The organism is Bradyrhizobium sp. MOS001, assembly GCF_004634465.1.
In the GTDB taxonomy this organism is placed as follows: Bacteria; Pseudomonadota; Alphaproteobacteria; order Rhizobiales; family Xanthobacteraceae; genus Bradyrhizobium; species Bradyrhizobium barranii.
Genome location: NZ_SPVJ01000006.1, coordinates 172,214 through 198,994, shown reverse-complemented (window position 1 = coordinate 198,994; position 26,781 = coordinate 172,214). Strand labels below are relative to the sequence as shown.

The window sequence follows — 26,781 nt, the reverse complement described above, 5'->3', positions numbered from 1 at the left end:
GAGATATGCGCGCCGAGCGTTGACAACTCCGGTCGCGGGAGTAGCTTTTTCACCGGCAGAGCGGGACCAACCGCTCGCGGTTCGCGGGAGAAACACCATGACGATCGCCATCCGGCAGCTTCAGAAACATTTTGCCGGCGAGGTTTCCGGCCTCGATCTGCGAAAGCCTCTCACCGAGGCCGAGGCGCGCGAGGTCGAGGCTGCCATGGACAAATATGCGGTGCTGGTCTTCCACGACCAGGACATTACCGACGAGCAGCAGATGGCCTTCGCGCTGAATTTCGGCCAGCGCGAGGACGCGCGCGGTGGCACCGTGACCAAGGAAAAGGACTACCGGCTCCAATCGGGCCTCAACGACGTCTCCAATCTCGGCAAGGATGGCAAGCCGCTGGCGAAGGACAGTCGCGCGCATCTGTTCAACCTCGGCAACTGCCTGTGGCATTCCGACAGCTCGTTTCGCCCGATCCCCGCAAAATTCTCGCTGCTGTCGGCGCGGGTGGTGAACCCGAAGGGCGGCAATACCGAGTTCGCCGACATGCGCGCGGCCTATGACGCGCTCGATGACGACACCAAGGCCGAGATCGAGGATCTCGTCTGCGAGCACTCGCTGATGTATTCGCGCGGATCGCTCGGCTTCACCGAGTACACCGACGACGAAAAGCAGATGTTCAAGCCGGTGCTGCAACGCCTGGTGCGCACCCATCCGGTGCATCGCCGCAAGTCGCTGTACCTCTCATCGCATGCCGGCAAGATCGTCAGCATGAGCGTCCCCGAAGGCCGGCTGCTGCTGCGCGATCTGAACGAGCATGCGACGCAAGGCGAGTTCGTCTACGTCCACAAATGGAAGCTGCATGATCTCGTGATGTGGGACAACCGCCAGACCATGCATCGCGTCCGCCGCTATGACCAGTCCCAGCCCCGCGACATGCGCCGCGCGACGGTGGCGGGGACAGAGCCGACGGTACAGCAGCAGGCGGCGGAGTAGGCGGCACACCCCGCTGGACGTGGTCATCGCCCGGCTTGCCGTCTTCGCTGAAGCTTCGCCGGCCGAGCACCCTCGTGGCCCGGTGTAGCCTTGGCGGAGCCGGGACCGGGCGATCCAGTACTCCGAGACGAGTGATGGAATCGATAGGCCGCGGCGTACTGGATGCCCCGGTCAAGCCGGGGCACGACAGCGGAGGGTGGCGCAGGACACCGCAAACCGTCGCAGCAGCTGCTACACAGCTACGCGTGTCCCGCATCGTTCGAGAGCATGCCGGGATCGATGCCGATCTTGCGCAGCGCGCGTCCGTACTTCTCGTCGACATCGTCGCCGAAGATCAAATCCGAATCCGCATCGCAATGCAGCCAGCCGTTGCTCTGGATTTCGGTCTCGAGTTGGCCCGGCGCCCAGCCGGCATAACCAAGCGCGAGGATGGCGTGCTTCGGGCCGGAGCCGTTGGCGATCGCCCGCAGGATGTCGACGGTCGCGGTGAGGCAGACGCCGTCGTCGATCCGGAGCGTCGCGTTCTCGATGTAGAAATCGCTGGAATGCAGCACGAAGCCGCGGCCGGTATCGACCGGCCCGCCACGCAGCACCTTCATGCTTTCGGCGTTCTCCGGCAGTTTGATGTGCTCGCCCTTCTTGATGATGCCGAGCTGCTGCAACAGCTCGGGGAAGTCGATGCTGCCGGCGGGATGATTGACGATGATGCCCATCGCGCCCTCGGCGGAATGCGCACAGAGATAGATCACCGAGCGCTCGAAGCGCTCATCGCCCATCACGGGCATCGCGATCAGGAGCTGGCCGTCGAGATAGCCGGCCGAGCTGGGAAGCGCGGGGGCCGCGCTGCGGGTGCTTTCGCCCGTCCTTTTGCCTGTGGGAGCCATCGGTGAAGCACTCCGGTTTCGATTCCTATCCTGATGTCGGGCCGGGCTGCTGTCAAATCAAGGCTTGCATAGACTTGATTCAGGTGCATCCATCACAAGCAATTCAATGGTTTGCCCAGGGGCGACCCTGTAAAGACGTGCCATGCTGACAAGAGTTCCCCTGCATGCGGCGTTTGGCGTCGCAACAACCCTGCTTGCGTCGTCGATGACGCTTGCAGCCCGCGCCGACGACGCTTCGCCCTGGCAGCGCGACGGCCATTCTGCAGTGCGATTGCTGGCGGGATCGCGCAGCGGCGCCGTCCTGCTCGGCGGTATCGCCTTCCAGCTCCAGCAGGGATGGAAGACCTACTGGCGCATCCCCGGCGATTCCGGCGTTCCGCCGCGGTTCGATTTCTCCAAATCGGACAATGTCGAAGCGGTGACGGTGATGTGGCCGGCGCCGCTGAAATTCGATGACGGCGCGGGCGGGCATTCGATCGGCTATCACGGCCAGATCGTGCTGCCTCTGCGCATCGTGCCCAAGGCGCCCGACAAGCCGGTGACGCTGCGCGCCGAGATCAACTACGCCGTGTGCGAGAAGCTCTGCGTTCCCGTCGAGGCCAATGTCGAGCTCGGCTTCAACAACGTCGCCTCGACCGAGGACGCCAATCTGCGTGCCGCGCTCGACACCGTGCCGAAGCCTGCCACGATCGGTGATCCCAATCCGCTGACCATCCGCGACGTCAAACGTGACGGTCCCAAGAATGTCGTGGTCGACGTGGTCGTGCCTGATAGCCGCGGCGTCAATTTGTTCGTGGAAGGGCCGACGCTCGATTGGGCGTTGCCGATTCCGGCGCCGGTCGAGCGCAGCCCGCCCGGTGTGCAGCGATTTTCCTTCGAGCTCGATGGACTGCCGCCGGGCGCCAAGCCCGACGGAGCGGCGCTGAAGTTCACGCTCGTCGCGCCCGAGAAATCGTACGAGTTCAATACGAATCTGGAGTGAGCCGGAGCTGAGTTGCGCTGCCAGCGCCACATATTCGGCTGTCGTCCCCGGGCGCGCGCAGCGCGAGCCCGGGACCCATAGCCACAGGGAGCGGTTTGGCGAGGACTCGGAGTTACCAGCCAGCGCAACATTTCTCCCTGGGATTATGGGTCCCCGCCCCCCGAGCGCAATTGCGCACTAGGCGGGGACGACGCCGGTGGCTGGAGCGGCAGCATGCCTCACCCAACCCAATCTTAACGAATGGTTGCTAATCCCCAAGGGCTACCGCATCAGGCCTGCCGCAGCATGCGGGACGCCTGATACGGACGCCCTGGGGATCTCGAATTGGCCGTGATGGATGCAGAACCCGCAACGACCGGACCTGCCGGCCTCATCGCGCGGCTGCGCGCGAAGCTGACGGGCGGATCGAACGAAGCGTCGCTGACGCGGCGGTTGGCCGGCACCATCTTCATCATCCGGGTGATCAGCGCGGGCCTCGCCTATTTCTCGCAAGTTCTGCTCGCGCGCTGGATGGGGACGTCCGACTACGGCATCTATGTCTACGTCTGGACCTGGGTGCTGCTGCTCGGCAGCATGATGGACTTCGGCATCTCGGCCTCCGCGCAAAAGATCATTCCCGAGTATCGCACCAGCGGCGAGCATGCGCTGCTGCGCGGCTTTCTCTCCGGCAGCCGCTGGCTGACCTTTGCCGCGTCCACGCTGGTGTCGCTGGGGCTCGCCGGTATCGTCAAGCTGCTCTCCCCCTGGATCGATCCGGCCGAGGTGCTGCCGCTCTATATCGGCTGCATGACGCTGCCCGCCTTCGTCGTCGCCAACACCCAGGACGGCATCGCGCGCTCGCATGACTGGATGCAGCTTGGCCTGATGCCGCAATTCATCATCCGCCAGGCGCTGATCATCGGCATCACGGCCGCTGCCTTCCTGCTCGGCTATCACCTCGGCGCAGTCGCCGCGATGGTCGCGAGCGCCGGCGCGGTGTGGATCGCGATGACCGGGCAGATGGTGGTGCTGAACCGCAAGCTCGCCGATCACATCGAGCCGGGCCCCAAGACCTACGACATCGGTGGCTGGCTCGCCGTCTCGCTGCCGATCCTGCTGGTCGAGAGCTTTTACCTGCTGCTGTCCTATACCGACGTGCTGGTGCTTCAGCAGTTCCGCCCATCGGACGAGGTCGGTGTCTATTTCGCGGTGGTGAAGACGCTCGCCCTGGTCTCGTTCATCCACTACGCGATGTCGGCGACCACAGCGCATCGCTTCGCCGAGTACAACGCGCTCGGCGACAAGGCGCGCCTGTCGGCCTATGTCGCGCATGCCATCAACTGGACGTTCTGGCCGTCGCTGGCAGCGACCATCGTGCTGCTTGCGCTCGGCAAGCCGCTGCTCTGGCTGTTCGGCCCGCAATTCACGGTCGGCTACGACATCATGTTCGTCGCCGCGATCGGCCTCGTGGTGCGCGCCGCGATCGGACCGGTCGAGCGCCTGCTCAACATGCTCGGCCAGCAGAAGATCTGCGCGCTGGCCTACGCGCTGGCCTTCGTGATGAACCTCGTGCTCTGCATCGCGCTGGTGCCGCGCTTCGGTGGCCACGGCGCCGCGGCCGCGACCTCGATCTCGCTGACATTCGAGACGGTGCTGCTGTTCTGGATCGTGCGCCAGCGGCTCGGCCTGCACGTGCTGGCGTTTGGCAAATAGGCGCTGCCACCCGGTTGCCGGCCTGGAGAATGGCTGTTTCGCGCCTTGCGCGGCGGCGACTGAAACCCCCTACCCGCCAGCCGTCCGTAGCAAGATTTTTCTTATTCAATCGAAGCGATTGCGCTTCAGGGAAATTTTATTCTACGTCATATTGCTCAACCGACGAGATAAACCTAAGATTCCCCAGACATGATTGATCCGCTCTATGTCGCCTCCGGATTTGGCGTCGGCCTGCTTGTCGGGATGACCGGCGTGGGTGGCGGCTCGCTGATGACGCCGCTGCTGATCCTGCTGTTCGGCATCCACCCCTCCACCGCCGTCGGCACTGACCTGCTCTATGCCGCCGCCACCAAGACCGGCGGCAGCGTGGTGCATGGCTGGTCGCGGAGCGTGCACTGGCCCGCCGTGCTGCGGCTCGCCTGCGGCAGCATCCCGGCGAGCGCGCTGACGCTGCTCGTGCTGTGGAAGCTCGACCTCAGGAGCGATTCCGAGCGCAGCCTGGTCAATCTGGTGCTGTGCTTTGCACTGCTGCTGACCGCGACCTCGCTGATCTTCCGCAAGGCCCTCATGGAGCGCTATCGGAAGCGCCTCGAGCAGGTCAATGAGCGCACCACCGCGATCGCGACCGTCGTCACCGGCATCGTGCTCGGCGTGCTGGTGTCGATCTCGTCCGTCGGTGCCGGCGCGGTCGGCGTCACCGTGCTGCTGCTGCTCTATCCGCGCCTGCCGATGGCGACCATCGTCGGCTCGGACATCGCGCATGCGGTGCCGCTGACGCTGGTCGCGGGCATCGGACATTGGGCGCTTGGCGACGTCGATTGGGCCCTGATGGGCGTGCTGCTGCTGGGCTCGCTGCCCGGCATCATCGTCGGCAGCCTCAGTGCGACGCGCGTCCCCGAGACGGTGCTGCGCCTGACGCTTGCCTGCGTGCTGTTCGTGGTCGCCGGCAAGATCATGTTCGCGGAGCTGAACCTGTCGTCGGCGATCGTGACGGCGCTGGCCTGGACGCATTGAACGAAGACTAAGCGCAGCTCTCGTAGGGTGGGCAAAGCGAAGTGCGCCCACCGCTTTTCATCAATCGGAGAAGAATGGTGGGCACGGCGCTGACGCGCCTTTGCCCACCCTACGGCATCGCGTGATTACTCCGCCGTCCAGCCGCCGTCGATCGACAGGTTGGTGCCGGTGATCTGCGCGGCATCGTCGCCGCACAGGAACAGCGCGAGGGCTGCGACCTGCTCGGAGGTGACGAACTCCTTGGTCGGCTGCGCGTCGAGCAGCACGTCGTTGATGACCTGCTCGCGCGTGAGGTTGCGCGCCTTCATCGTGTCGGGGATCTGCTTCTCCACCAGCGGCGTCCAGACATAGCCGGGGCTGATGCAGTTGCAGGTGATCTTGTGGGTCGCGACCTCGAGCGCCACGGTCTTGGTCAGTCCGGCGATGCCGTGCTTGGCCGACACATAGGCGGACTTGAAGGGCGAGGCGACCAGCGAGTGCGCCGACGCCGTGTTGATGATACGGCCCCAGCCCTTCTTCTTCATGCCGGGCACCGCCGCGCGGATGGCATGGAAAGCCGAGGACAGGTTGATCGCGATGATCTGGTCCCACTTCTCGACCGGGAATTCCTCGATCGGCGAGACGAACTGGATGCCGGCATTGTTGACGAGGATGTCGACCGAGCCGAACGACTTCTCGCCGAGCGCGATCATCCCGGCGATCTCGGCGGGCTTGGTCATGTCGGCCGGCGAATACACCGCCTTCACGCCGAAGTCGGACTCGATCTTGGCGCGCTCCTTCTCGATATCTTCCGGCGAGCCGAAGCCGTTGATGACGACATTGGCGCCGGCGGCGGCGAAGGCGCGCGCGTAGGCGAGCCCGATGCCGCTGGTCGAACCGGTCACGACGGCGTTCTTGCCTGACAGACTACCCATGTTATTCGCTCCTTTTTGGCGGGGGCGCGGTGACGTCCCCCGTGAGATCGTAGGTCACCATGGTCTCGCCGGACTGCGGCCGCTCGAGCCAGTCCTTATGGCGCATCGACAGATGCACGTCGCGCACCCCGGCTTCCCAATGCTCGACCATGGCGACATGCGAGAAGTCGTAATCCTTCGACGAGGATTCGTAGTTCTTGCTGCGATAGATCAGGTGCACCACGGTGACGGTGCTTTCGCGCGACACCTTCGCGAGGAATTCGACGGAAGGATCATTCTTCAGATAATCGGGCAATTTGGAAATCAGATCGCGCACGGCCCGGCGCGCATTATGGATCTGCTTGTTCTTGTCGGTGTTCATCCGCGTTCGGCTGGAGAAGCGGATGTCCTTCTCGCGCTCGGTCGCCTCGAGCAGCGAATTCGGCAGATCGCCGCGGGCGCTGAACAGATCGACCTGGAAGATCAGCATGTCGCGAGCGACCTCGGCATCGAGTACGTAGTCGAGCGGCGTGTTGGAGGCGATGCCGCCGTCCCAATAATGCTCGCCTTCGATCACGACGGACGGAAAGCCCGGCGGCAGCGCGCCGGAGGCCATGATGTGCTCGGGGCCGATGGTCTTGCCGAGCTTCTTGAACTCGTAATTGTCGAAATATTTGAAGTTGCCCGAGGTGACGCCGACGGCGCCGACCGACAGGCGCGTCTTCAGATCGTTGATGCGGTCAAAATCGACCAGGCGCTCCAGCGTCTTCTTCAGCGGCGCGGTGTCGTAATAACTCTCGGCCTGCTTGCTGCCGGGCGGCCAGAGCGGCGCGGGCGGAATGCGCGGCGTGAAGAAACCGGGCACGCCGAAGGTCGCGATCAATGCGGCACTGGTCGAATTGAACAGCTCGCGGCTGTGATCGCTCTTGCCGATCGGCTTCCACGGCACCGGCGCCGACACCATCTCCCAGAATTCCTTGAGCCGCTTGACGCGGGTCTGTCCCTCGTTGCCGGCGATGATGGCGGCGTTGACCGCGCCGATCGAGATGCCGGCGACCCATTCCGGCTCGAAGTCGAAATGGCACAGCGACTGGTAGGCGCCGGCCTGATAGGAGCCGAGCGCGCCGCCGCCCTGGAGGACCAGGACGCGCTGCGCCTTCGCGGGGACTGTTGCGACTTCCGGGCTATGATCTGTCATCTGGGAACAATAGCAAAAGGCGAGCCACCGTGGCGACAGTCCGCCGCGGCGTCAATGCATCCCGGGATCAAGTCTGGCTTATCGGGGGTCCGTCGAGGCCAGGATCATGGTCCAGAACACCTTGTATTTGGTGCCGGGAGCATAGCCCGCCGCGATGCCCAGTTTTGTGACACCGCTCTTGAGCATGTTGGCGCGGTGCGGAGGCGAGTCGCGCCAGCCGGAAAACGCTTCCGCCAGCGTATGATAGCCGGCCGAGACGTTCTCGACCGCCACCGTCGCCGGATAGCCGCCCGCGCTGAGGCGCTTGGCCAGCGGTGCGCGGACGTCATGGTCCATCTTGTTGGCCGCCGCCATGGCCTGGGACTGGGATTCGGCGAGCCGCATCAGATCGGGGTCGATCACGACGGTGCCGAGGGCGTTGTTCTGGCGGTATTGCGAGATCATGATCGCTGCCGCCTGCGCATCGAGCTTGGTGCCCGGGACCGACATGTCGGCATACATCGACGGCTGCTGGACCGGTGCTTCGTTGCCGGCGCAGCCGGCGAGAAGCAAAGTGATGAGTATTGCGGCCGCAGCGCGCATGTTCAGGGGCCCCCAAATGAGGGGCCGTTGTTGCATACCAACCGTGGCTGAAAGGTGAATATTGAGGAAGATTTGAGCTTTCGGCCGAGGCGCCTGCTAGCCCGCAAATATCCGGTAGCGGCGCGGTTCGAGGCCGATCGTGTCGCCGGCGCGCAGTTCCCTGTCGCGGGGGGCGTCGATCTCGATGGTCTCGCCGCCGGATAGCGCCACCTCGGCCCGCTGCACGGGGCCGAAATTCCGGACGTGCTGCACAGCGCCCTCGAAGGCACCGCTTCCGGGCGGGCCGACCAGCATATCATGTCGCCGCACGAACAGTTTTGACGCGCCAGACACCAAGCCGTCTGCTGCAAGATTGAGTGGGCGGTCGCCGAGCCTGATGACGCCGCCTTCGACCTGGACCGGCAGCTCGATGGATTCGCCGATGAAGCCGTGGACGAAGGCGGTCGCCGGGCTTTCATAGACGTCGTCGGGCGAGCCGATCTGCTCGATCCTACCCTTGTCCATCACCACGACGCGGTTGGCGACTTCGAGCGCCTCCTCCTGGTCGTGGGTGACGAAGATCGAGGTGACGTTGATCTCCTGGTGCAGCGAGCGCAGCCATCGGCGCAGCTCCTTGCGCACCTTAGCATCGAGCGCGCCGAAGGGCTCGTCGAGCAGGAGGATGCGCGGCTCGATCGCGAGCGCGCGGGCGAGTGCGATGCGCTGGCGCTGGCCGCCGGAGAGCTGGCTCGGATAGCGGTCGGCGAGCCAATCGAGCTGCACGAGATCGAGCAGCTCCTTGACGCGCGCACGAATGGTGGACTCATCCTTGCGGCTGGCGCGCGGCTGCACGCGCAGGCCGAAGGCGACGTTCTCGAACACCGTCATGTGGCGGAACAGCGCGTAGTGCTGGAACACGAAGCCGACGTTCCGTTCGCGCGCGCCCCGCGCCAGCGCATCCTCGCCATTGAAGGAAACCTCGCCGGAATCAGGCCAGTCGAGGCCGGCGATGATGCGCAGCAGCGTGGTCTTGCCGGAGCCGGACGGACCGAGCAGCGCCAGCAGCTCGCCATTGTCGACCTTGAGATCGACGCCATCGAGGGCTTTGAAGCTACCGAACTGCTTGACGAGATTCCTGACTTCAATGGTCACTTGCGTCGTGTCCTTCGTCGAGGTGACGTTCCAGAACGGTCTTGGCGATCAGCGTGATCAGGGCCAGCATCGCCAGCAGCGAGGCGATCGCAAACGCAGCGACGAACTGGTACTCGTTGTAGAGAATCTCGACCAGCAGCGGCATGGTGTTGGTCTCGCCGCGGATGTGTCCTGATACCACCGACACGGCGCCGAATTCGCCCATCGCGCGCGCGTTGCAGAGCAGCACGCCGTAGAGCACGCCCCATTTGATGTTGGGCAGGGTGACGCGGAAGAAGGTTTGCAGGCCGGAGGCGCCGAGCGAGATCGCGGCCTCCTCCTCCTGCGTGCCCTGCTCCTGCATCAGGGGGATCAGCGCGCGCGCCACGAACGGGAAGGTCACGAAGGTGGTGGCGAGCGCGATGCCGGGCACCGCGAACAGGATCTGGATATCATGATCCCTAAGCCAGCTGCCGAAATAGCCCTGCGCGCCGAACAGCAGCACGAAGACGAGGCCCGAGATCACCGGGCTCACCGAGAACGGCAGGTCGATCAGCGTGATCAGGAAGGTCTTGCCGCGAAACTCGAACTTGGCGATGGCCCATGCCGCGACGAGGCCGAATACGAGATTGAGGCCGACCGAGATCGCCGCCACGATCAACGTCAGCTTGATCGCAGCCAGCGCTTCAGGCTCGGCAAGCGCAGAGAAATAAGCGAGAACGCCTCTCGAAAAGGCCTGCGCGAACACCAGAACCAGCGGCAGCACGACGAAGACGCTGAGGAAGATCACCGCCAGAGCGATGATGGCGATACGTATTGCGGGTGGCTCGGTGCGGAGGCTGTCGCGTGCCGCAGCGGCGTGCGCACGTGCGCGCGCATCGGTCGAAGGCAGCGAGACGGAATCTGCGATCTGCATCGTCATGATCTGCCCTCAGCGCGCCGGAATCCGGCTCTGCGCCCAGCGCTGGAGCCGGTTGACGGCGAAGATGATGACGAAGGAGACGACGAGCATGACCACGGCGATGGCGGTCGCGTCGGCATAGCGGAATTCGGACAGCCGGATCACGATCAGGAGCGGCGCGATCTCGGAGACATTAGGCAGATTGCCGGCGATGAAGATCACCGAGCCGTATTCGCCGACCGCGCGGGCGAAGGCGAGCGCGAGGCCGGTGAGCAGCGCCGGTCCGAGCGAGGGCAGGATCACGCGGATGATGGTCTGCCAGCGGCTGGCGCCGAGGCTGCCGGCGGCCTCCTCGATCTCGGGGTCGAGGTCCTGGAGCACCGGCTGCACGGTGCGCACCACGAAGGGGATGCCGATGAAGATCATGGCGACGAAGATGCCGATCGGCGTGAATGCCACCTTGATACCGAGCGCGGCGAGCGGCGCACCCAGCCAGCCCGTCTCGGCAAACAGCGCGGTCAGCGCGACGCCGGCGACCGCCGTCGGCAGCGCGAACGGCACGTCGACGATAGCGTCGAACAACCGGCGCCCGGGGAAGCGGTAACGCACCAGCGCCCAGACGATGATGCTGCCCATGACGAGATTGACGCAGGCCGCCGCAAAGGCGAGGCCGAAGGAGACGCGCAAGGCGTTGAGGGTGCGGCGGCTGGACAGGATGTTCCAGAATTGCTCGGGGCTAAGCTCCAGCGATTTCAGGAACAGCCCGGCGAGCGGAATCAGGATGATGATGGAGAGCCAGGAAAGCGTCAGTCCCATCGTGAGACCGAAGCCCGGCAATGTCCGTCGTCGTGCTGCAACTGCGCTCACCAGGCCCCCTGCTACTCCTAAGACGGCGCCCGATCAGTTCTTGTAGATCTGATCAAAGACGCCGCCGTCGGCAAAATGTTCCTTCTGCGCCTTGGTCCAGCCGCCGAAAACGTCGTCGATCGTGAACAGTTCGACCTTGGCGAAGGAGTTTTCGTACTTCTTGGCAATCTCGGCGTCGCGCGGACGGTAGAAATTGCGCGCGGCGATTTCTTGACCTTCCTTGGTATACCAATACTGGAGGTAGGCATCGGCCGCGTTGCGGGTGCCTTTTTTATCGGCAACCTTGTCGACGATCGCGACCGGCGGCTCGGCGAGGATCGATTGCGGCGGCGCCACGATCTCGAACTTCTGCGCACCAAACTCCTTCAGGGCGAGATAGGCCTCGTTCTCCCAGGCCAGCAGCACGTCGCCGACGCCGCGCTCGACGAAGGTCACGGTGGCGCCGCGCGCACCGGTGTCGAGCACCGGCACCTGCTGGTAGAGCTTTCCGATGAAGTCCTTGGCCTTGTCGGCCGAGCCGTATTTCTTTTGGGCAAAGCCCCAGGCGGCGAGATAATTCCAGCGCGCCCCGCCGGAGGTCTTCGGGTTCGGCGTGATCACCGAGACACCGGTCTTGAGCAGATCGTCCCAGTCCTTGATGCCCTTCGGATTGCCCTTGCGCACCAGAAACACGATGGTCGAGGTATAGGGCGATGAATTCTGCGGCAGACGCTTCTGCCAGTCGGTCGCGGTGAGGCCCTTGTTCGCGACGGCGTCGATGTCATAGGCGAGCGCGAGCGTCACCACATCGGCCTGCAATCCGTCGATCACGGCACGCGCCTGCGAGCCGCTGCCGCCATGCGACTGCTTGATCTCGACGCTCTTGCCGGTTTCCTTCTGATAGGCATTCGCGAACGCCTTGTTGAACTCGGCATAGAGCTCACGCGTCGGATCGTACGACACGTTCAAGAGATTGATGTCAGCGGCGAGAGCCGAGCTTACCAACAATCCAGTCAAGAGCAGCCCTGCCGCGAGCGGAACGATACGGCGCATCATGTCCATCTCCATTTACCTCGACGACGTCATCGTCATCGATGGCACGCGGGCATAACTCGGGGCGAAACGCTCTCAAGTCAACGGAACCGGATTTTCTTGTTCGTAGCCGGACAGCTCGACTGTGCTACGAAGTCTTCATCGTGTGGATGCCGCATTCTGTCTTGGCTCGGCCGCGCCAGCGACCGGCGCGTGCATCCTCGCCCTCGGCCGTTCTGCTGGTGCAAGGCATACACCCAACCGACAGGAAACCGGACTCCACCAGCGGATGACGCGGCAATTTGGCGCGGACGAAAATGGCTTCGAGTTCCTCGCGCGAGACATTGGCGAAGGGGTTGAACTTCAACCGCGCGCCATCATCCTCGACCACCGGAATGTCGGTGCGCGCATTGCCCTGAAAGCGCTTGCGGCCATTGAGCCACGCACCGAACGGCTTCAGCGCACGCGCCAGCGGCTCGACCTTGCGGATGCGGCAGCAGGCGTCTGGATCGGAGAACCAGAGGTCGCGGTCGGGATCTTCGCGCGACAGCGTCTCCTCGGCAGGCTTGATCGAGCGGACGTCCTTCAAGCCGAGTTCCGCGATCAGCGTATCGCGATAGGCCAGCGTCTCCTCGAACAGCCAGCCGGTGTCGAGGAAGATCACGGGGATCGCCGGATCGACGTCGGCCATGACCTTCAGCAGCGTCGCCGATTCCGTGCCGAAGGACGACACCAGCGCAAGCTTCTCGCGCCCGACCGCCTTCAACGCCGCGGCGATGACCTCCGCGGGCGAAGCATCGCGCAGCGCACGATCGAGCTCCTCCGCCGAGGGCAGCGCAGACACGGACACTGAAGCGACCTGGGGCGCGATTGCGTTCACGTGCCGACACCTTCGGAGTGACGCAGCTGCATTCGCCTGTGCAGCGCGGTGATGCGGCCGTCGCCGGTCGGCTGATAGAACACCGAATAGCGCTTCGCGGTCTGCATGAAGGCTTCCGCGTCGGCCTGCTTCTTGACCTCGAAGGAATCGAAGCCGGCGCGCAGCATGAACACGAACTGGTCGCGCAGCACCTGGCCGGTGGCACGCAAATCGCCGCGATAATTATAGCGCTCGCGCAGCAGGCGCGCCTGGCTGTAGGCGCGGCCATCGCGGAAGCTCGGGAACACCAATGCGACGACGGCGATCTTGCCGAGATAGGGCACGAGCTCGGCGATATCGCGATTGTTCGGCCAGATCACGCCGACCTTGCCGCCGCGCTTGAGCAGCGCGTCCGCATCGCTGAGGAAGCGCTCGGCCGGCACCAGGATGTCGCCGCCCTCGGGCAGCGGCGTGTCGACGGCAAGCTTGGCGAAGCTGTCGTCGGCGATTTTTCCGCCGTTAACGAGTGGCATAGACGCGCTCCTTGAAGGGTTCGACGCCGAGGCGCTTCACCGTGTCGACGAACAGCTCCTCCGGCCGCTCGCGCAGCGCCAGATAGGCTTCCACGATGTCCTCGACGACGTCAGCGACCTCGTCAAACTTGACGCCGGGGCCGATCAGATTGCCAAGCGCGGCGCTCTCGTCGGCACGGCCGCCGATGGTGATCTGGTAGACCTCCTCGCCGTTCTTCTCGACACCGAGAATGCCGATATGGCCAACATGATGATGGCCGCAGGCATTGATGCAGCCGGAGATGTTGATATGCAGCCGCCCGATCAGATTGGCGAGCTCATGGTTGGCAAAGCGCCGCGTCAGCTCCTGCGCGATCGGGATCGAGCGCGCATTGGCCAACGAGCAATAGTCGAGCCCCGGGCAGGCGATGATGTCGGTGATCAGGTTGACGTTCGGCGTCGCCAGCCCAAGCTTGTCGAGCGCCTTCCACAGCGCCGGCAGGTCGCGCTTGGCAACATGCGGCAGCGCCAAATTCTGCTCATGACCGACGCGGATCTCGCCGAAGGAATATTTGTCGGCGAGATCGGCCAGCGCATCCATCTGCTCGGCGGTGGCATCGCCCGGAGGCGCGCCGATCGGCTTCAGCGAGATCGTGACGATGGAGTAGCCCGGGTTCTTGTGCGCGGCGACCGAGTTCTTGCGCCACGCCTCGAAATCGGGATCGGCCGCGGCCTGGCGCAGCTCGTCCGGCATGTGCGGCAGCTTCTCATAAGCCGGATAGATGAAGCGCGAGCGGATGTCCTCGATCACCTCGTCGTCGATCTGAAGCGAGGAGTTGCGGATATGCTGCCACTCCTCCTCGACCTCGCGGGAGAACTTCTCGATGCCGAGCTCGTGCACCAGGATCTTGATGCGCGCCTTGTAGATATTGTCGCGGCGTCCGTACTGGTTGTAGACGCGCAGGATCGCCTCGATATAGCTCAGGAGATCGCGGCCGTGGACGAAGTGCTTGATGGTCTTGCCGATGAACGGCGTGCGGCCGAGACCGCCGCCGACCAGCACCTCGAAGCCGGTTTCGCCCTTCTCGTTCTTGATCAGCCGCAGGCCGATGTCGTGGACCTTGATCGCAGCGCGGTCGTGATCCGAAGCGGTGATCGCGATCTTGAACTTGCGCGGCAGGAACGAGAATTCCGGATGCAACGTAGTGTGCTGGCGGATCAGCTCCGACCAGATGCGGGGATCCTCGATCTCGCCCGGCGCGACGCCGGCCCACTGATCCGAGGTTACGTTGCGCATGTTGTTGCCGGAGGTCTGCATCGCGTGGATGCCGACGTCGGCAAGATCGGCCAGCGCATCCGGCAGGTCCGAAAGCTTGATCCAGTTGAACTGGATGTTCTGGCGCGTGGTGAAATGGCCGTAGCCGCGGTCATATTTGCGCGCGACATGGGCAAGCTGCCGCAACTGGTTCGACGCCAGCGTTCCGTAGGGAATCGCGACGCGGAACATGTAGGCGTGCAGTTGCAGATAGACGCCGTTCTGCAAGCGCAGCATCTTGAATTCGTCCTCGGTCAACTCGCCCGAGAGACGGCGTTGCACCTGGTCGCGGAATTCCGAGACGCGCTCGTTGACCAGCGTGCGATCGATTTCGTCGTAAGCGTACATGATTAAAGTGCCTTACAGCCCGACCTGCGATTAAACCGGCAAGTCGATGGTCACGCCATCGCGGCGGATCTGCTCGCGCAGATTTCCGGGCACGATCTTGCCGTCCTCGCCGATCTGGACCGGAGCGATATAGGGACCAATCGCGCCGACGTCATCGGCCACGGCCTCGGCGAGCAACGCTTTCGCCTCATCGGAGTTTCGCACGATCGCGGCGTCTGCGAGGTCAGCCGACCAGCCCTTGGCAGCAGTGCGGTAGACCACGACGCCATCCCAGGTACGGTTAGCGGTCACGACGGAGGAATCGCTGATTTTAAGTTTCTTTTGCAAGGGAGAGGTCATTCGGCAGCATCCAGGAGGTCAGAGATGATTTGTTTGGGTGTTTCGCGGCGAAGTGAACCGGTATGCCGGACCACGTCGCCGATGATGAGGATGGCGGGACCGCCATGGGTCCGCCGCACGAGCTCGGGCAGGTCGCGCAGCGTGCCGATCGCGCCTTGTGCGTCCGGCCGCGTGACGCGGGCGAACACGCCGACGGGCGTCTCGGGCGAACGGCCGGCCGCGAACAAGCCTTCGCGGATCGCGGGGGCCGCGGTCATGCCCATGTAGACCACGACGGTCATTTTGGTGTCGGTCAGCGTCGACCAGTCCACGTTCTCGGCATCGCGCGCCTTGTGCGCGGTGAGGAAGGTGATGCGGGTCGCTTCATGACGGTAGGTGAGCGGCACCTCGAAATCGGCGGCGCCGCCGAGCCCGGCAGTGATGCCGGGAATAATCGAATAGGCGATACCAGCGGCGCGCAGCGCTTCGACCTCTTCGCCGCCGCGGCCGAACACGAAGGGGTCGCCGCCCTTCAGCCGCACCACGCGCTGGCCGGATTGCGCGGCCTCGATCATGCGCTTGTTGATGGCGTCCTGGCCGATGCCGGGCTTGCCGACGCGGCGGCCGACCGGAACGCGCGTGGTGTCGCGGCGGATGCGGTCGAGAATTTCAGGGGAGACCAGTTCGTCATGGAAGACGATGTCGGCATCCTGGAGCGCGCGCAGCGCCTTGATGGTGAGAAGGTCGGGATCGCCGGGCCCAGCGCCGACCAGCGCGACGGAGCCTTCCGGCTTGTCGGCACGCGCGAACGCGGACGGATCGGAAATCGCCCTGATCGCGGCGTCGGCCTCGCCCTTGCGGCCCGCGAGCACAGACGCGCCGATCGGACCGTCGATGAAGCGCTCCCAGAAGCGGCGGCGCAGCGGAAACTCGGCGATGCGCTCGTTGATGGATTTGCGGAAGCCGCCGATGAACTCGGCGAGCTCACCGATGCGGGCCGGCAGCAGCGCCTCGATCTTCTCGCGCACGCGCCGCGCCACCACCGGCGAGGTGCCGCCGGTGCCGATCGCGACCACGACATCACCGCGATCGACGATCGCCGGGAAGATGAAGCTGGAATGTTCGAGATCGTCCATGACGTTGACGGGCAGGCCGAGCGCCTTGGCGCGCGCCGACATGGCAACGCCGACATCGCCCGCGCCGGCGCAAACGATGGCAATGACGCCCGAGAGATCGGCGGTGAGCGGATCGCCAGTGGCGATTTCAACCCGCGCAGCGTCTTCGGAACTGAGGCTCAGGTCCTGATTGCCGTCGATCGCATGCACGCGGATGCGCGCACCGGCAGCAGCGAGCACGCGCAGCTTGGCGCGCAAAAGCTCACCCGCGCCGATGAGGACCACCGGACCGGCCTTGAGATCGAGGAACACCGGCAAGAACCGCATGCGATACTCGCTTCCCCCACATCCGGGGTTGACTGGAATTATTTTCTATATATGTGTCGTTTCGAGCGTGCAAAGAGAAAATTTTTTCTTCTCTTCTGCACCGCAACTATAGAAAATTCGCCTCCAAACGCAAAGTGGCAGAGATGCATCTTCTCAGGACCGATTCCGGTGCAGATGGACGGGACTTCCGGGCTCCCGTTTCCGAGCAAATTCCCGTCGGGCTGACCGCCCCCAGCATGGACCATTTGGACCAGCTTGAGGCGCAGAGCATCTACATTTTCCGCGAGGCCTTCGGCCGCCTGAAGAAGATCGCCCTGCTGTGGTCGCTCGGCAAGGACTCCAACGTCATGATCTGGCTGGCGCGCAAGGCGTTCTTCGGCCGGCTGCCGTTCCCGGCCCTCCACGTCGATACCGGCAAGAAGTTTCCGGAGATGTATCGCTTCCGCGATCACTACGGGAAAGAGTGGGAGCTCGACCTGCGCGTCGAACCCTGCCCGCCGATCGATGCCGTCGACCCAACGCTGCCGCCGGCGGCCCGTTCCGCTGCGCGCAAGACCGAAGGTCTGAAGATGGCGCTCGCCAAATTCGGCTTTGACGGCCTGATCGCCGGCATCCGCCGCGACGAAGAGGCGACGCGCGCCAAGGAGCGCGTGTTCTCGCCGCGCGGGCTCGAAGGCAATTGGGACGTGCGCGATCAGCCGCCGGAGTTCTGGGACCATTTCAACGCCTCGCCGCCGCAAGGCGCGCATTTGCGCATCCATCCGATCCTGCATTGGACCGAGGCCGACATCTGGGCCTACACCAAGCGCGAGAACATTCCGATCATCCCGCTGTATCTCGCCAAGGACGGCAAGCGCTATCGCTCGCTGGGCGATCAGGACATCACCAATCCGGTCGCGTCGACCGCGTCGACCATCGACGAGATCCTGGTCGAGCTCGAGCAGACCAAGGTGCCGGAGCGCGCCGGCCGTGCGCTCGACCACGAGACCGAGGACGCCTTCGAGCGTCTGCGCGTCGCCGGCTATCTCTGATTCAAGGACGCAACGCGGCTATGAACATGATCGTCACCCCCGCTTCGCCCGCCACTCCGAACGGCACCACGCGTCCGCAGGTCCGCATCGTCATCGTCGGCCATGTCGATCACGGCAAGTCGACGCTGGTCGGGCGCCTGCTGCACGAGACCGGCAGCCTGCCCGACGGCAAGCTCGAGATGCTGAAAGCCGTCAGCGCGCGGCGCGGCATGCCGTTCGAATGGTCGTTTCTGCTCGACGCGCTCCAGACCGAGCGCGACCAGGGCATCACCATCGACACCACGCAGATCCGCTTCCGCACCAATTCGCGCGACATCGTGCTGATCGACGCGCCGGGCCATGCCGAATTCCTGCGCAACATGATCACCGGCGCCTCGCAGGCTGACGGCGCGGTGCTGATCATCGATGCGCTCGAAGGCGTGCGCGACCAGACCCGGCGGCACGGCTATCTGCTGCACCTGCTTGGCGTGAAGCAGGTCGCGATCGTCGTCAACAAGATGGACCGCGTCGATTTCAGCGCCGAGCGCTTCAAAGAAATCAGCGACGAGATCTCGGCGCATTTGCAGGGCCTCGGCGTGACGCCGACGGCCGTGATCCCGATCTCGGCCCGCGACGGCGACGGCGTCGCGGAGCGCACCGACCGCATCAGCTGGTACAAGGGTCCGACCGTGGTCGAGGCGCTGGACCAGCTCGAGCCGGCGCGTCCGCTGGAAGCCCTCGCCCTGCGCCTGCCGGTGCAGGCGATCTACAAGTTCGACGACCGCCGCATCGTCGCGGGCCGCATCGAATCCGGCAGCCTCATTGCCGGCGACGAGATCGTGATCATGCCGGCCGGCAAGATCGCCAGGATCAAGACGGTCGAAAGCTGGCCGGTAACGCCGGTCGCGGGACGGCAGGGCGCGGGCCGCTCGGTCGGCATCACGCTCGACCGCGAATTGTTCATCGAGCGCGGCGACATCGTCGCGCATGTCGGCTCCGCACCGCGCGAGACCCGCCGTCTGCGCGCGCGCATCTTCTGGCTGCACGACAAGCCGCTCGCCAAGGGCGACCAGCTGCTGGTCCGCTGCGGCCCGAAGGAGAGCCGCGCCACCGTCGTCGCCATCGAGAAGGCGGTCGATCCCGGCGAGCTGTCGAGCGTCGAGAACAAGGCGATCGGCCGCAACCATGTCGGCGAGATCGACATTTCCCTTTCGAGCCCGATTGCCGCCGATCCCTACACCGAGAATCCGCGGACCGGCCGTCTCGTGATCGAGGTTTCGGGGCGCATCGCCGGCGGTGGTCTCGTGCTGTCGGTCGATGCCGGCCAGCGCGCCGTGCCGGTCGACATCGTGCCGGTGGAATCGGCGCTGCGGCCCGACGAACGCTCCGCGCGCTACCGCCACAACGGCGCGGTGGTCTGGCTCACCGGCCTGCCGGCGTCCGGCAAATCGACGTTGGCAAAGGCGCTGGAACGTCGGCTGTTCACCAATGGCGGCTCGCCGATCCTGCTCGACGGCGACACGTTGCGCGCCGGGCTCAACAACGATCTCGGCTTCTCCGCCGCCGACCGCAGCGAGAACATCCGCCGCCTCGCGGAGGTCGCGACCCATCTCGCCCGCAACGGCCACATTGCGATCGTCGCCGCCGTCTCGCCGGCCCGCGAGGACCGCGCGACCGCGCGACGCATCGCCGACACCGCGTTCCGCGAGATCCACGTCGCGACGCCGGCAGAGGTCTGCGAGGATCGCGATCCCAAGGGCCATTACAAGAAGGCCCGCGCCGGCGCGCTGGCGTCGTTCACCGGCATCGGCAACGACTACGAGCGACCCGAGGCTGCCGAGCTCGTGATCGACACGTCGGCCCGCACGGTTGCGGACGCTGCTGACGAGATCGAACGGATGCTGAAGACCACCGGCGTGCTGTTCGACGAGCTCGTGGACCTCGCCGCGAATATTTGAGGCCGTCCTATTTTCCCCGGCTGTCGTCGCCCGGCTTGACCGGGCGACCCAGTATTCCAGAAACAGCGTTGGGTCACGGAGAAGCCGCGGCGTACTGGATTCCCCGCCTTCGCGGGGAATGACAACGGTGCGTCGGGCCGCACACCTCGCCTTGACATTTTGACAACTTTTGGAGGCCTTCTCACGGCCCCGATTTTGAGGCTAATAGGCCCTGAAAGCCGCCCCCTATGGGCGCATTTTGCTGCTGTCGGGTCAAAAGCAGCCAAAAAACAGCCATTTCCAACAAGAAAGCCCATCATGAAACGCGTCGACGCCCACGGATTGAAGATCGCTCCCGTCCTGTTTGACTTCATCGCCAAGGAAGCGGCCCCGAAAACGGCGATCGCGCCGGATGCGTTCTGGGCCGGGGTCGCCGCCATCATCAAGGATCTGGGGCCGAAGAACCGCGCGCTGCTCGCCGTGCGCGACACGCTGCAGGCCAAGATCGACGACTGGCACCGTGCCAACAAGGGCAAGGCGTTCGACCTCGATGCCTATACCGCGTTCCTGAAGGAGATCGGCTATCTCGTCCCCGAGCCGGCGACGCAGAAGGTCGAGACCGCCAATGTGGACGAAGAGATCGGCAAGATCTGCGGCCCGCAGCTCGTCGTGCCCCTCACCAACGCGCGCTATGCGCTGAACGCGGCGAACGCGCGCTGGGGCTCGCTCTATGACGCCTTCTACGGCACCGACGCGATTCCGCACGATCCTTCCGAGAGCGGCAAGGGCTACAACAAGGCGCGCGGCGACAAGGTGATCGCCAAGGCCAAGGCGTTCCTCGATGCCGCCGTGCCGCTGGCGACCGGCAGCCACACCGACGTCACCGCCTACAGCGTCGTCGCGGGCCAGCTCGCGGTGAAGCTGAAGAGCGGCAACGCAACGGCGCTGAAGAACGCCGCGCAATTCGCGGGCTTCCAGGGTGATGCCGCCGCGCCGTCCGCCGTGCTCCTCACCAACAACGGCCTGCACGTCGAGGTCAAGATCGACCGCAGCAGCACGATCGGCAAGGACGACCCGGCCGGCGTCGCCGACATGATCATGGAATCCGCAGTCTCGACCATCCTCGACATGGAGGACTCGGTCGCCGCGGTCGACGCCGAGGACAAGGTGCTGGTCTATCGCAACACGCTCGGCCTGATGAACGGCACGCTCTCGGCCGATTTCGAGAAGGGCGGCAAAACGCTGACCCGTTCGCTCAATGCCGACCGCAGCTACAAGACGCCTGACGGCAAGGGCGAGGTCAAGCTGCACGGCCGCAGCCTGCTGCTGATGCGCAATTGCGGTCACCACATGTTCACCGACGCCGTGCTGGACGAGAAGGGCGAGGAGATTCCGGAAGGCCTGCTCGACGCTGCCGTCTCAGGGCTTCTTGCCATTCACGACATCAAGGGCAACTCCAAGGTCAAGAACAGCCGCACCGGATCTGCCTATATCGTCAAGCCGAAGATGCATGGCCCGGACGAGGTGTCGCTGACCTGCGAGATCTTTGACCGCGTCGAGAAGATGCTCTCGCTGCCCGAGAACACGCTCAAGGTCGGCATCATGGACGAGGAGCGGCGCACCACCGTCAACCTCAAGGCCTGCATCCAGCGCGCCTCCAAGCGCATCATGTTCATCAACACCGGCTTCCTCGACCGCACCGGCGACGAGATCCACACCTCGATGGAAGCGGGCCCGATGATCCGCAAGAACGAGATGAAGGCGCAGGCCTGGATCAAGGCCTATGAGGACTGGAACGTCGACATGGGCCTGATCGACGGCCTGCCCGGCCACGCCCAGATCGGCAAAGGCATGTGGGCCGCGCCCGACAAGATGGCGGACATGCTGCAACAGAAGCTCGCGCATCCGCAGGCCGGCGCCACCACCGCCTGGGTGCCGTCGCCGACCGCTGCGACGCTGCACGCCCTGCACTATCACCAGGTCAACGTCACCGCGCGCCAGCAGGAACTCACCAAAGGCGGTCCGCGCGCGAAGCTGTCCGACATCCTCACCATTCCGGTGTCGAAGTCGAACTGGGCGCCCGACGACGTCAAGCAGGAGATCGACAACAACTGCCAGGGCATTCTCGGTTACGTCGTGCGCTGGATCGACCAGGGCGTCGGCTGCTCCAAGGTGCCTGACATCCACGATGTCGGCCTGATGGAAGACCGCGCCACCTTGCGCATCTCGAGCCAGCATCTCGCCAACTGGCTGCACCAGGGTGTCATCACCGAGGCGCAGGTGATGGAATCGCTCAAGCGCATGGCCGTCGTCGTCGACAAGCAGAACGCGGGCGACGCGATCTACAAGCCGATGGCGCCCGCCTTCGACGGGGTCGCCTTCAAGGCCGCCTGCGACCTCATCTTCAAGGGCCGCACGCAGCCGAACGGCTACACCGAATACATCCTCACCGCGCGCCGCCGCGAGGCCAAGGCTGCGGGCTAAAGCCCGATCATTCAAACACCAAAGCCCCGGCTCGCGCCGGGGCTTTTTTGTTTTCGGGCCGTAGCCCGGATGGAGCGCAGCGCAATCCGGGACCGGCGTTGCTTGGGGCAGGCCCCCGGATTTCGCTGCGCTCCATCCGGGCTACACGCCCCATCCCGCTAAAACACCGTCAGATATTTCAACAGCGACACGACGCCGATGATGATGACGACCACGCGCGCGATCTGCTTGGCGCGACCGTCCATGGGCAGCATGTTGATGAGATAGAGCACGAGAATGACGACGAGAAAGGTGACGAGTACGCCGACCAGCATCGCAAGGACCCCCCTTCAGGCAAATTGTCTGACGGTGTTCTAACGCCCATCTCCCGCGCAGGTTCCATCACCGCAACCCACTGCAACTTCTAGTAAATACGTACTTCTACGATCAGCCGGCCTGCCTAAAACTTTACCCTTTTCGTTTCAGATGCAGAAACCGTTTGGGTGATGCGCCGCAAACGGCATGCGATTGCCGATCTGCCTGCCCCTCCGTTTTGATGTTGCCGGGGCGTCTTGACGAACTTTGCAATGGGAATTTTGGGGGGCTTCGATGCTGAATCGTCTGACCGTGTCCGCGCTGCTGAAGGCGGTGATCGCCATCACGTCGGTCTGTGTGGTGATTGCACTCTCGCTCACCGCCTACGCCTCCTGGGACCGCCTCAAGACCGCCAACCGCATCTCGCAGATCGCCGACGCCTCCGCCGATCTGTTCAAGGCGATGCACAATCTGCGCACCGACCGCTCGACCACGTCCCGGCTGCTGAACGCGACCGAGCCGATGGACTCCGAGATCGAGAGATATCTGCGCGCGCTGCGCGATGCCCAGATGCCGGCGATGGCCCGCGCGCTCGAGCTGCTGCCGAGCATCGACTTCCCGCAATCGGGCGCGCTGGTGCCTGAGCTCGCGCGGCTCTACAAGCTGCTGGGCGAAGAGCAGAAGCAGTTCTGGGAGGATGTTGCCAAACCGAAGGACCAGCGCCGCGCCGGCCTGACCAAGGAATACATGGAGACGACGCAGGGGCTGCTCGACGTGCTCGACAAGCTCTCGGGCGTCCTCGCCGCCACCGTCAACCACCAGGATGCCGTGATCGACCAGCTGCTGTCGATCAAGCAGAGCGCCTGGCTGCTCCGCAACACCGCGGGCGAGGCCTCACTGATCGTCTCGACCGGACTTGCGGCCGGCAAGATCTCGCCGGAGGGCCGCTACAACTATACCCAATTTGTCGGCGGTACGGCCGCGATGTGGAAAGCGCTGGAATTGTCGACCTCGGGCATGCAATTGCCGCCCGCGCTCGCATCCGCCATGACCACGGCCAAGACCGCTTATTTCGAGCCGCAATATCTCACCCTGCGCGACCGTCTCGCGGACACCCTGGTCAAGGGTGAGAAGGCCGAGCTGACGGCCAACCAGTGGAGCCCGCTCACGGTCGGCCGTATGGCCAGTGCGGTCGCGGTGGCCGAAGCCGCGCTCGACGCCGCCCGGAGCTACACGCAGGAGCAGCGCAGTACCGCACAGCGCGCGCTGATCGTGCAGCTTGCACTCCTGGCGCTCGCCATCGGCCTCGCCGTCGGCGCGGTCATGCTGGTCAGCCGCCGCGTCATCCATCCCCTCAACACCATCCGCGACGCCATGCTCAAGGTCGCCGGCGGCGACCTTGCCGTCGACAGCGGCTATCTCGACCGCCAGGACGAGATCGGCGCGCTTGCCGGCGCGCTGGAAACCTTCAAGCAGCAGGCGACCGAGAAGCTCAAGATCGAAGAGCATGAGCGCGAGCGCAATGTCGGCGCGGCCGCGCGCCAGCGCGCCGTCGAGACTTATGTCGGCGAGTTCGAGGGCGCGGTGCGCAAGACGCTCGGCGAACTGAGCGAAGCGTCCGGCGAGATGCGCAAGACCTCGGGCGACCTCTCCGCGGTGTCGCGCCAGACCAACGACCGCGTCCAGGTCGCCGGCAAGGCCTCCAACGACGCCTCCATGAGCGTCGACAGCGTCGCCGCCGCGGCCGAGGAGCTGTCTGCCTCGATCAACGACATCAGCCAGCAGGCGGCGCACGCCGCGGGCATTGCCAGCCGCGCCGTCAACCAGGCCCGCGAGACCGACGGCACGGTGCAAGGGCTGGCGCAGTCCGCAGGACGCATCGGCGAGGTCGTCGGCCTGATCAACACCATCGCGGCGCAGACCAATCTGCTCGCGCTCAACGCCACGATCGAGGCCGCACGTGCGGGCGAAGCCGGGCGCGGTTTCGCGGTCGTCGCCTCCGAGGTGAAATCGCTGGCCAGCCAGACCGCAAAAGCCACCGAGGAAATCTCCGGGCAGATCGCCGACATTCAGAGGGTGGCGAGCGACGCCATCAACGCGATCCAGACCATCGGTGGCATCATCGGCGAAGTGAACGAGGTCGCGACCGCGATTGCCGCCGCCGTGCAGGAGCAGGGCGCGGCGACCCAGGAGATCACGCGCAGCACGCAATTTGCGGCGCAGGGCACCAGGAACGTCTCGGACAACATCACCGGCGTGAAGGCCGACGCGGATGCTGCCGCCGGTGCGGCGGACAACGTCAAGCAGGCCTCGGAAACGCTGGAGACGCAGAGCCGCCAGCTCGGCCAGCAGGTCAGCGACTTCCTGGGGAAGATCCGCGCGGCGTAGGACTTGCGGATTGGATAGAAAGCTGCCGCTACACCTTCAGTGTCGTCCCGGCGAACGCCGGGACCCATAACCACAGGGAGAAGTTGTCGCGCGCGAGCTGCTAACCACGTGCCTTCGTCAAACCGCTTCCTGTGGTTATGGATCCCGGATCTGCGCTCCGCTTGTCCGGGACGACACTGGAGATCGAGGCGCTAGCGCCGCAACCTACTTGAGGCCGCACCGCCCCTACTCCTTCGCGACCACCGGCACCTGGCGGAACCTGGCGCGCACCGAATCCGGCAGCGGCGAAAAATTCATCGCGACGCCGCGGCGGTCGTTGGCGTTGCGGTTGGCGACCACCAGGCCATCGCTGCCCGCGACGATGTCACCCTTGCGCAAGGTCGGATCGTCCTCGACCTTGACCTGGGCAAGTCCGACCGGATCCTTGCCGTTGCACGTGCAGCCCGCGACGATCTCGTTGCGGAAGCGGAACGCGTTGGGCAGGTCGGAATAGGATTTTCCCTTGTCCGTCGTGGCGTCGTCGATGTTGCTGCCATAGACCAGCGAGGTTTCCGACGTCGGGCAGAAGCTCTTGCAGGATTTCGCCTTGCTTTCGGCGTCGTTTCCTTGCGCCGGGAAGTAGCGGCCATCGCAGCTGCGCACGCAATAGGCGATGCCGCCGCCATAAGAGGTCCGCTGGCGCGGCGTGTCGTAGCGCGGCATGTCATCGGTCGGGAACGGCATGCGGATCTCCGGCGCGGAGCGCGCGCGGAAGCCGCCGAACAGCGCCGAGAAGAAGTCTTCCGCATGCGCCGACGGCGTCAACGCGAGGCCGAGCGAGGCGACGGCGAAGCACGCCGCCGCGCCGCCGGCCAGTTTGCCGATCGAACGTCTGTTCATATGACCTCGCCCATCAGTTCACTGCCGACGTCGTGATGTTCAGCGCCTGCCGTCCCGAAGGCAGCGTCGTCACCGGCGGGCGCTTGCGTACCGGGTCGCCGCCCTTGTCGTACCCCTTGGCCATCAGCGGGGCGTTCTTCGGCAGCACCACCACCTTGGCGCCGACATTGACGCGGCTGAACAGGTCCGTGACGTCCTCGTTGGTCATGCGAATGCAACCAGAGGACACGAACTTGCCGATCGTGGTGGGATCGTTGGTGCCGTGGATGCGGTATTCGCTCGAACCGAGATACATCGCGCGTGCGCCGAGCGGATTGCCGGGACCGCCGGCGACGAAGCGCGGTAGATAAGGCTGACGCGCGATCATCTCGGCCGGCGGATGCCAGTCCGGCCACTCGGCCTTGCGACTGACGCTCTGCACGCCGGCCCAGGTGAAACCTTGTCGGCCGACGCCGACGCCGTAACGGATCGCGCGGCCATTGCCGAGCACGTAATAGAGGTAAGTGTTGCCGGTATCGATGACGATGGTCCCGGCCGGCTCGTTCCGGTCGAAGCTGACGATCTGCTTGCGCAGCCGGTCGGGCAGCGCGGCATCCTCGTCGGCGGCCTGCGGCGCCGCGTTGACATAACCCCGCGAATAGCTCGGGTCCTGCGGATATCCCTGCGGCTGCATCGGCGCGTAGCCGAGCGTCTGGGCCTGTGCCGCGAAGGGCACGGTCAGCAATGCTGTCGCGAAGGCAATGGCGGTGGTGGCGCGCAGCGAGAAGCGGCGACGGACTGGAGAGAACCTTGTCATGTGCTGCCCCGTTGGATGTGCATCAGGTGATGCGGCTCCCAACAAACGCAGCTGGACCGACTCAAGTTCCACCGCTCGTT

24 protein-coding genes are annotated in these 26,781 nt (G+C 64.8%); 8 read left to right on the top strand and 16 right to left on the bottom strand.

Annotated features, from left to right (window positions below; all coding sequences use genetic code 11):
- Positions 1-97 precede the first annotated feature (97 nt).
- Positions 98-985, top strand: a complete 888-nt coding sequence (locus CT676_RS11940; protein WP_063981004.1) for a TauD/TfdA family dioxygenase — start codon at positions 98-100, stop codon at positions 983-985.
- A 239-nt stretch (positions 986-1,224) separates the two neighbouring features.
- On the opposite strand, the gene CT676_RS11935 is transcribed toward CT676_RS11940, so the two are convergent.
- Positions 1,225-1,869, bottom strand: coding sequence for a YqgE/AlgH family protein (locus CT676_RS11935; protein WP_063981003.1), 645 nt, complete (start codon positions 1,867-1,869; stop codon positions 1,225-1,227).
- A gap of 142 nt (positions 1,870-2,011) precedes the next feature.
- On the opposite strand from CT676_RS11935, the gene CT676_RS11930 reads away from it, so the two are divergent.
- The 3 genes from CT676_RS11930 to CT676_RS11920 all read left to right on the top strand — a co-directional run bounded on the left by CT676_RS11930 (position 2,012) and on the right by CT676_RS11920 (position 5,557).
- Positions 2,012-2,851, top strand: a complete 840-nt coding sequence (locus CT676_RS11930; protein ID WP_085401857.1) for a protein-disulfide reductase DsbD domain-containing protein — start codon at positions 2,012-2,014, stop codon at positions 2,849-2,851.
- A 333-nt stretch (positions 2,852-3,184) separates the two neighbouring features.
- Positions 3,185-4,543: a flippase gene (locus tag CT676_RS11925; protein WP_094184124.1), complete on the top strand. Its 1,359-nt coding sequence runs from the start codon at positions 3,185-3,187 to the stop codon at positions 4,541-4,543.
- Between the two features lie 189 nt (positions 4,544-4,732).
- Positions 4,733-5,557 (top strand): sulfite exporter TauE/SafE family protein, encoded by an 825-nt coding sequence (locus CT676_RS11920; RefSeq protein WP_071916674.1) that lies wholly within the window; start codon positions 4,733-4,735, stop codon positions 5,555-5,557.
- A gap of 125 nt (positions 5,558-5,682) precedes the next feature.
- Here the strand turns inward: CT676_RS11920 and CT676_RS11915 are convergent, their stop codons facing one another.
- The 12 genes from CT676_RS11915 to cysG form a co-directional block, all read right to left on the bottom strand.
- The gene (locus CT676_RS11915; RefSeq protein ID WP_028157423.1) at positions 5,683-6,471 is read right to left on the bottom strand and encodes a 3-hydroxybutyrate dehydrogenase; all 789 of its coding nucleotides are present in this window, start codon (positions 6,469-6,471) and stop codon (positions 5,683-5,685) included.
- 1 nt (position 6,472) lies between these two features.
- Complete coding sequence (locus tag CT676_RS11910) at positions 6,473-7,648, bottom strand: patatin-like phospholipase family protein (RefSeq protein WP_085401859.1); 1,176 nt, start codon at positions 7,646-7,648, stop codon at positions 6,473-6,475.
- A gap of 78 nt (positions 7,649-7,726) precedes the next feature.
- Entirely contained in the window at positions 7,727-8,230 is a 504-nt protein-coding gene (locus tag CT676_RS11905) for a CAP domain-containing protein (RefSeq protein ID WP_063980998.1), read from the bottom strand.
- A 96-nt stretch (positions 8,231-8,326) separates the two neighbouring features.
- The gene (locus CT676_RS11900; protein WP_063980997.1) at positions 8,327-9,361 is read right to left on the bottom strand and encodes a sulfate ABC transporter ATP-binding protein; all 1,035 of its coding nucleotides are present in this window, start codon (positions 9,359-9,361) and stop codon (positions 8,327-8,329) included.
- Positions 9,351-10,262, bottom strand: coding sequence for a sulfate ABC transporter permease subunit CysW (cysW, locus tag CT676_RS11895; RefSeq protein ID WP_085401860.1), 912 nt, complete (start codon positions 10,260-10,262; stop codon positions 9,351-9,353). The genes CT676_RS11900 and cysW overlap by 11 nt, the downstream gene beginning before the upstream one ends.
- A gap of 9 nt (positions 10,263-10,271) precedes the next feature.
- A complete protein-coding gene (gene cysT, locus CT676_RS11890; protein ID WP_071916676.1) occupies positions 10,272-11,108 on the bottom strand; it encodes a sulfate ABC transporter permease subunit CysT in 837 nt (278 codons plus the stop codon).
- Between the two features lie 33 nt (positions 11,109-11,141).
- Positions 11,142-12,143, bottom strand: a complete 1,002-nt coding sequence (locus CT676_RS11885; protein ID WP_085401899.1) for a sulfate ABC transporter substrate-binding protein — start codon at positions 12,141-12,143, stop codon at positions 11,142-11,144.
- Positions 12,144-12,267: 124 nt separating this feature from the next.
- The gene (locus tag CT676_RS11880; protein ID WP_135214690.1) at positions 12,268-12,999 is read right to left on the bottom strand and encodes a phosphoadenylyl-sulfate reductase; all 732 of its coding nucleotides are present in this window, start codon (positions 12,997-12,999) and stop codon (positions 12,268-12,270) included.
- Positions 12,996-13,511 carry a DUF934 domain-containing protein gene (locus CT676_RS11875; protein ID WP_085401862.1) on the bottom strand — a complete coding sequence of 172 codons (516 nt, stop codon included), beginning with the start codon at positions 13,509-13,511 and terminating at the stop codon, positions 12,996-12,998. Before CT676_RS11875 ends, CT676_RS11880 begins: the two co-directional genes overlap by 4 nt.
- Positions 13,498-15,153 carry a nitrite/sulfite reductase gene (locus CT676_RS11870; RefSeq protein ID WP_085401863.1) on the bottom strand — a complete coding sequence of 552 codons (1,656 nt, stop codon included), beginning with the start codon at positions 15,151-15,153 and terminating at the stop codon, positions 13,498-13,500. The genes CT676_RS11875 and CT676_RS11870 overlap by 14 nt, the downstream gene beginning before the upstream one ends.
- A 30-nt stretch (positions 15,154-15,183) precedes the next feature.
- Positions 15,184-15,492, bottom strand: coding sequence for a DUF2849 domain-containing protein (locus CT676_RS11865; protein ID WP_071916679.1), 309 nt, complete (start codon positions 15,490-15,492; stop codon positions 15,184-15,186).
- Complete coding sequence (gene cysG / locus CT676_RS11860) at positions 15,489-16,913, bottom strand: siroheme synthase CysG (RefSeq protein ID WP_135214689.1); 1,425 nt, start codon at positions 16,911-16,913, stop codon at positions 15,489-15,491. Before cysG ends, CT676_RS11865 begins: the two co-directional genes overlap by 4 nt.
- 236 nt (positions 16,914-17,149) lie before the next feature.
- On the opposite strand from cysG, the gene cysD reads away from it, so the two are divergent.
- From cysD to CT676_RS11845, 3 genes are all read left to right on the top strand, one after another.
- The gene (gene cysD, locus CT676_RS11855; RefSeq protein WP_063980990.1) at positions 17,150-17,944 is read left to right on the top strand and encodes a sulfate adenylyltransferase subunit CysD; all 795 of its coding nucleotides are present in this window, start codon (positions 17,150-17,152) and stop codon (positions 17,942-17,944) included.
- 20 nt (positions 17,945-17,964) lie between these two features.
- On the top strand, positions 17,965-19,881 hold the full coding sequence (cysC, locus tag CT676_RS11850) for an adenylyl-sulfate kinase (RefSeq protein WP_085401865.1): 1,917 nt from the start codon (positions 17,965-17,967) through the stop codon (positions 19,879-19,881).
- Between the two features lie 297 nt (positions 19,882-20,178).
- The gene (locus CT676_RS11845) at positions 20,179-22,344 is read left to right on the top strand and encodes a malate synthase G (RefSeq protein ID WP_085401866.1); all 2,166 of its coding nucleotides are present in this window, start codon (positions 20,179-20,181) and stop codon (positions 22,342-22,344) included.
- A gap of 158 nt (positions 22,345-22,502) precedes the next feature.
- Here CT676_RS11845 and CT676_RS11840 read toward each other — a convergent pair whose 3' ends face one another.
- A complete protein-coding gene (locus CT676_RS11840; protein WP_011084288.1) occupies positions 22,503-22,658 on the bottom strand; it encodes a Thivi_2564 family membrane protein in 156 nt (51 codons plus the stop codon).
- A 274-nt stretch (positions 22,659-22,932) separates the two neighbouring features.
- Between CT676_RS11840 and CT676_RS11835 the strand changes: the two genes are divergently transcribed.
- Positions 22,933-25,026, top strand: a complete 2,094-nt coding sequence (locus tag CT676_RS11835; protein WP_085401867.1) for a HAMP domain-containing methyl-accepting chemotaxis protein — start codon at positions 22,933-22,935, stop codon at positions 25,024-25,026.
- A gap of 225 nt (positions 25,027-25,251) precedes the next feature.
- Here the strand turns inward: CT676_RS11835 and CT676_RS11830 are convergent, their stop codons facing one another.
- A complete protein-coding gene (locus CT676_RS11830; RefSeq protein WP_085401868.1) occupies positions 25,252-25,905 on the bottom strand; it encodes a DUF2865 domain-containing protein in 654 nt (217 codons plus the stop codon).
- 13 nt (positions 25,906-25,918) lie between these two features.
- Positions 25,919-26,701, bottom strand: coding sequence for a L,D-transpeptidase (locus CT676_RS11825; protein ID WP_063986079.1), 783 nt, complete (start codon positions 26,699-26,701; stop codon positions 25,919-25,921).
- Between the last annotated feature and the right edge of the window lie 80 nt (positions 26,702-26,781).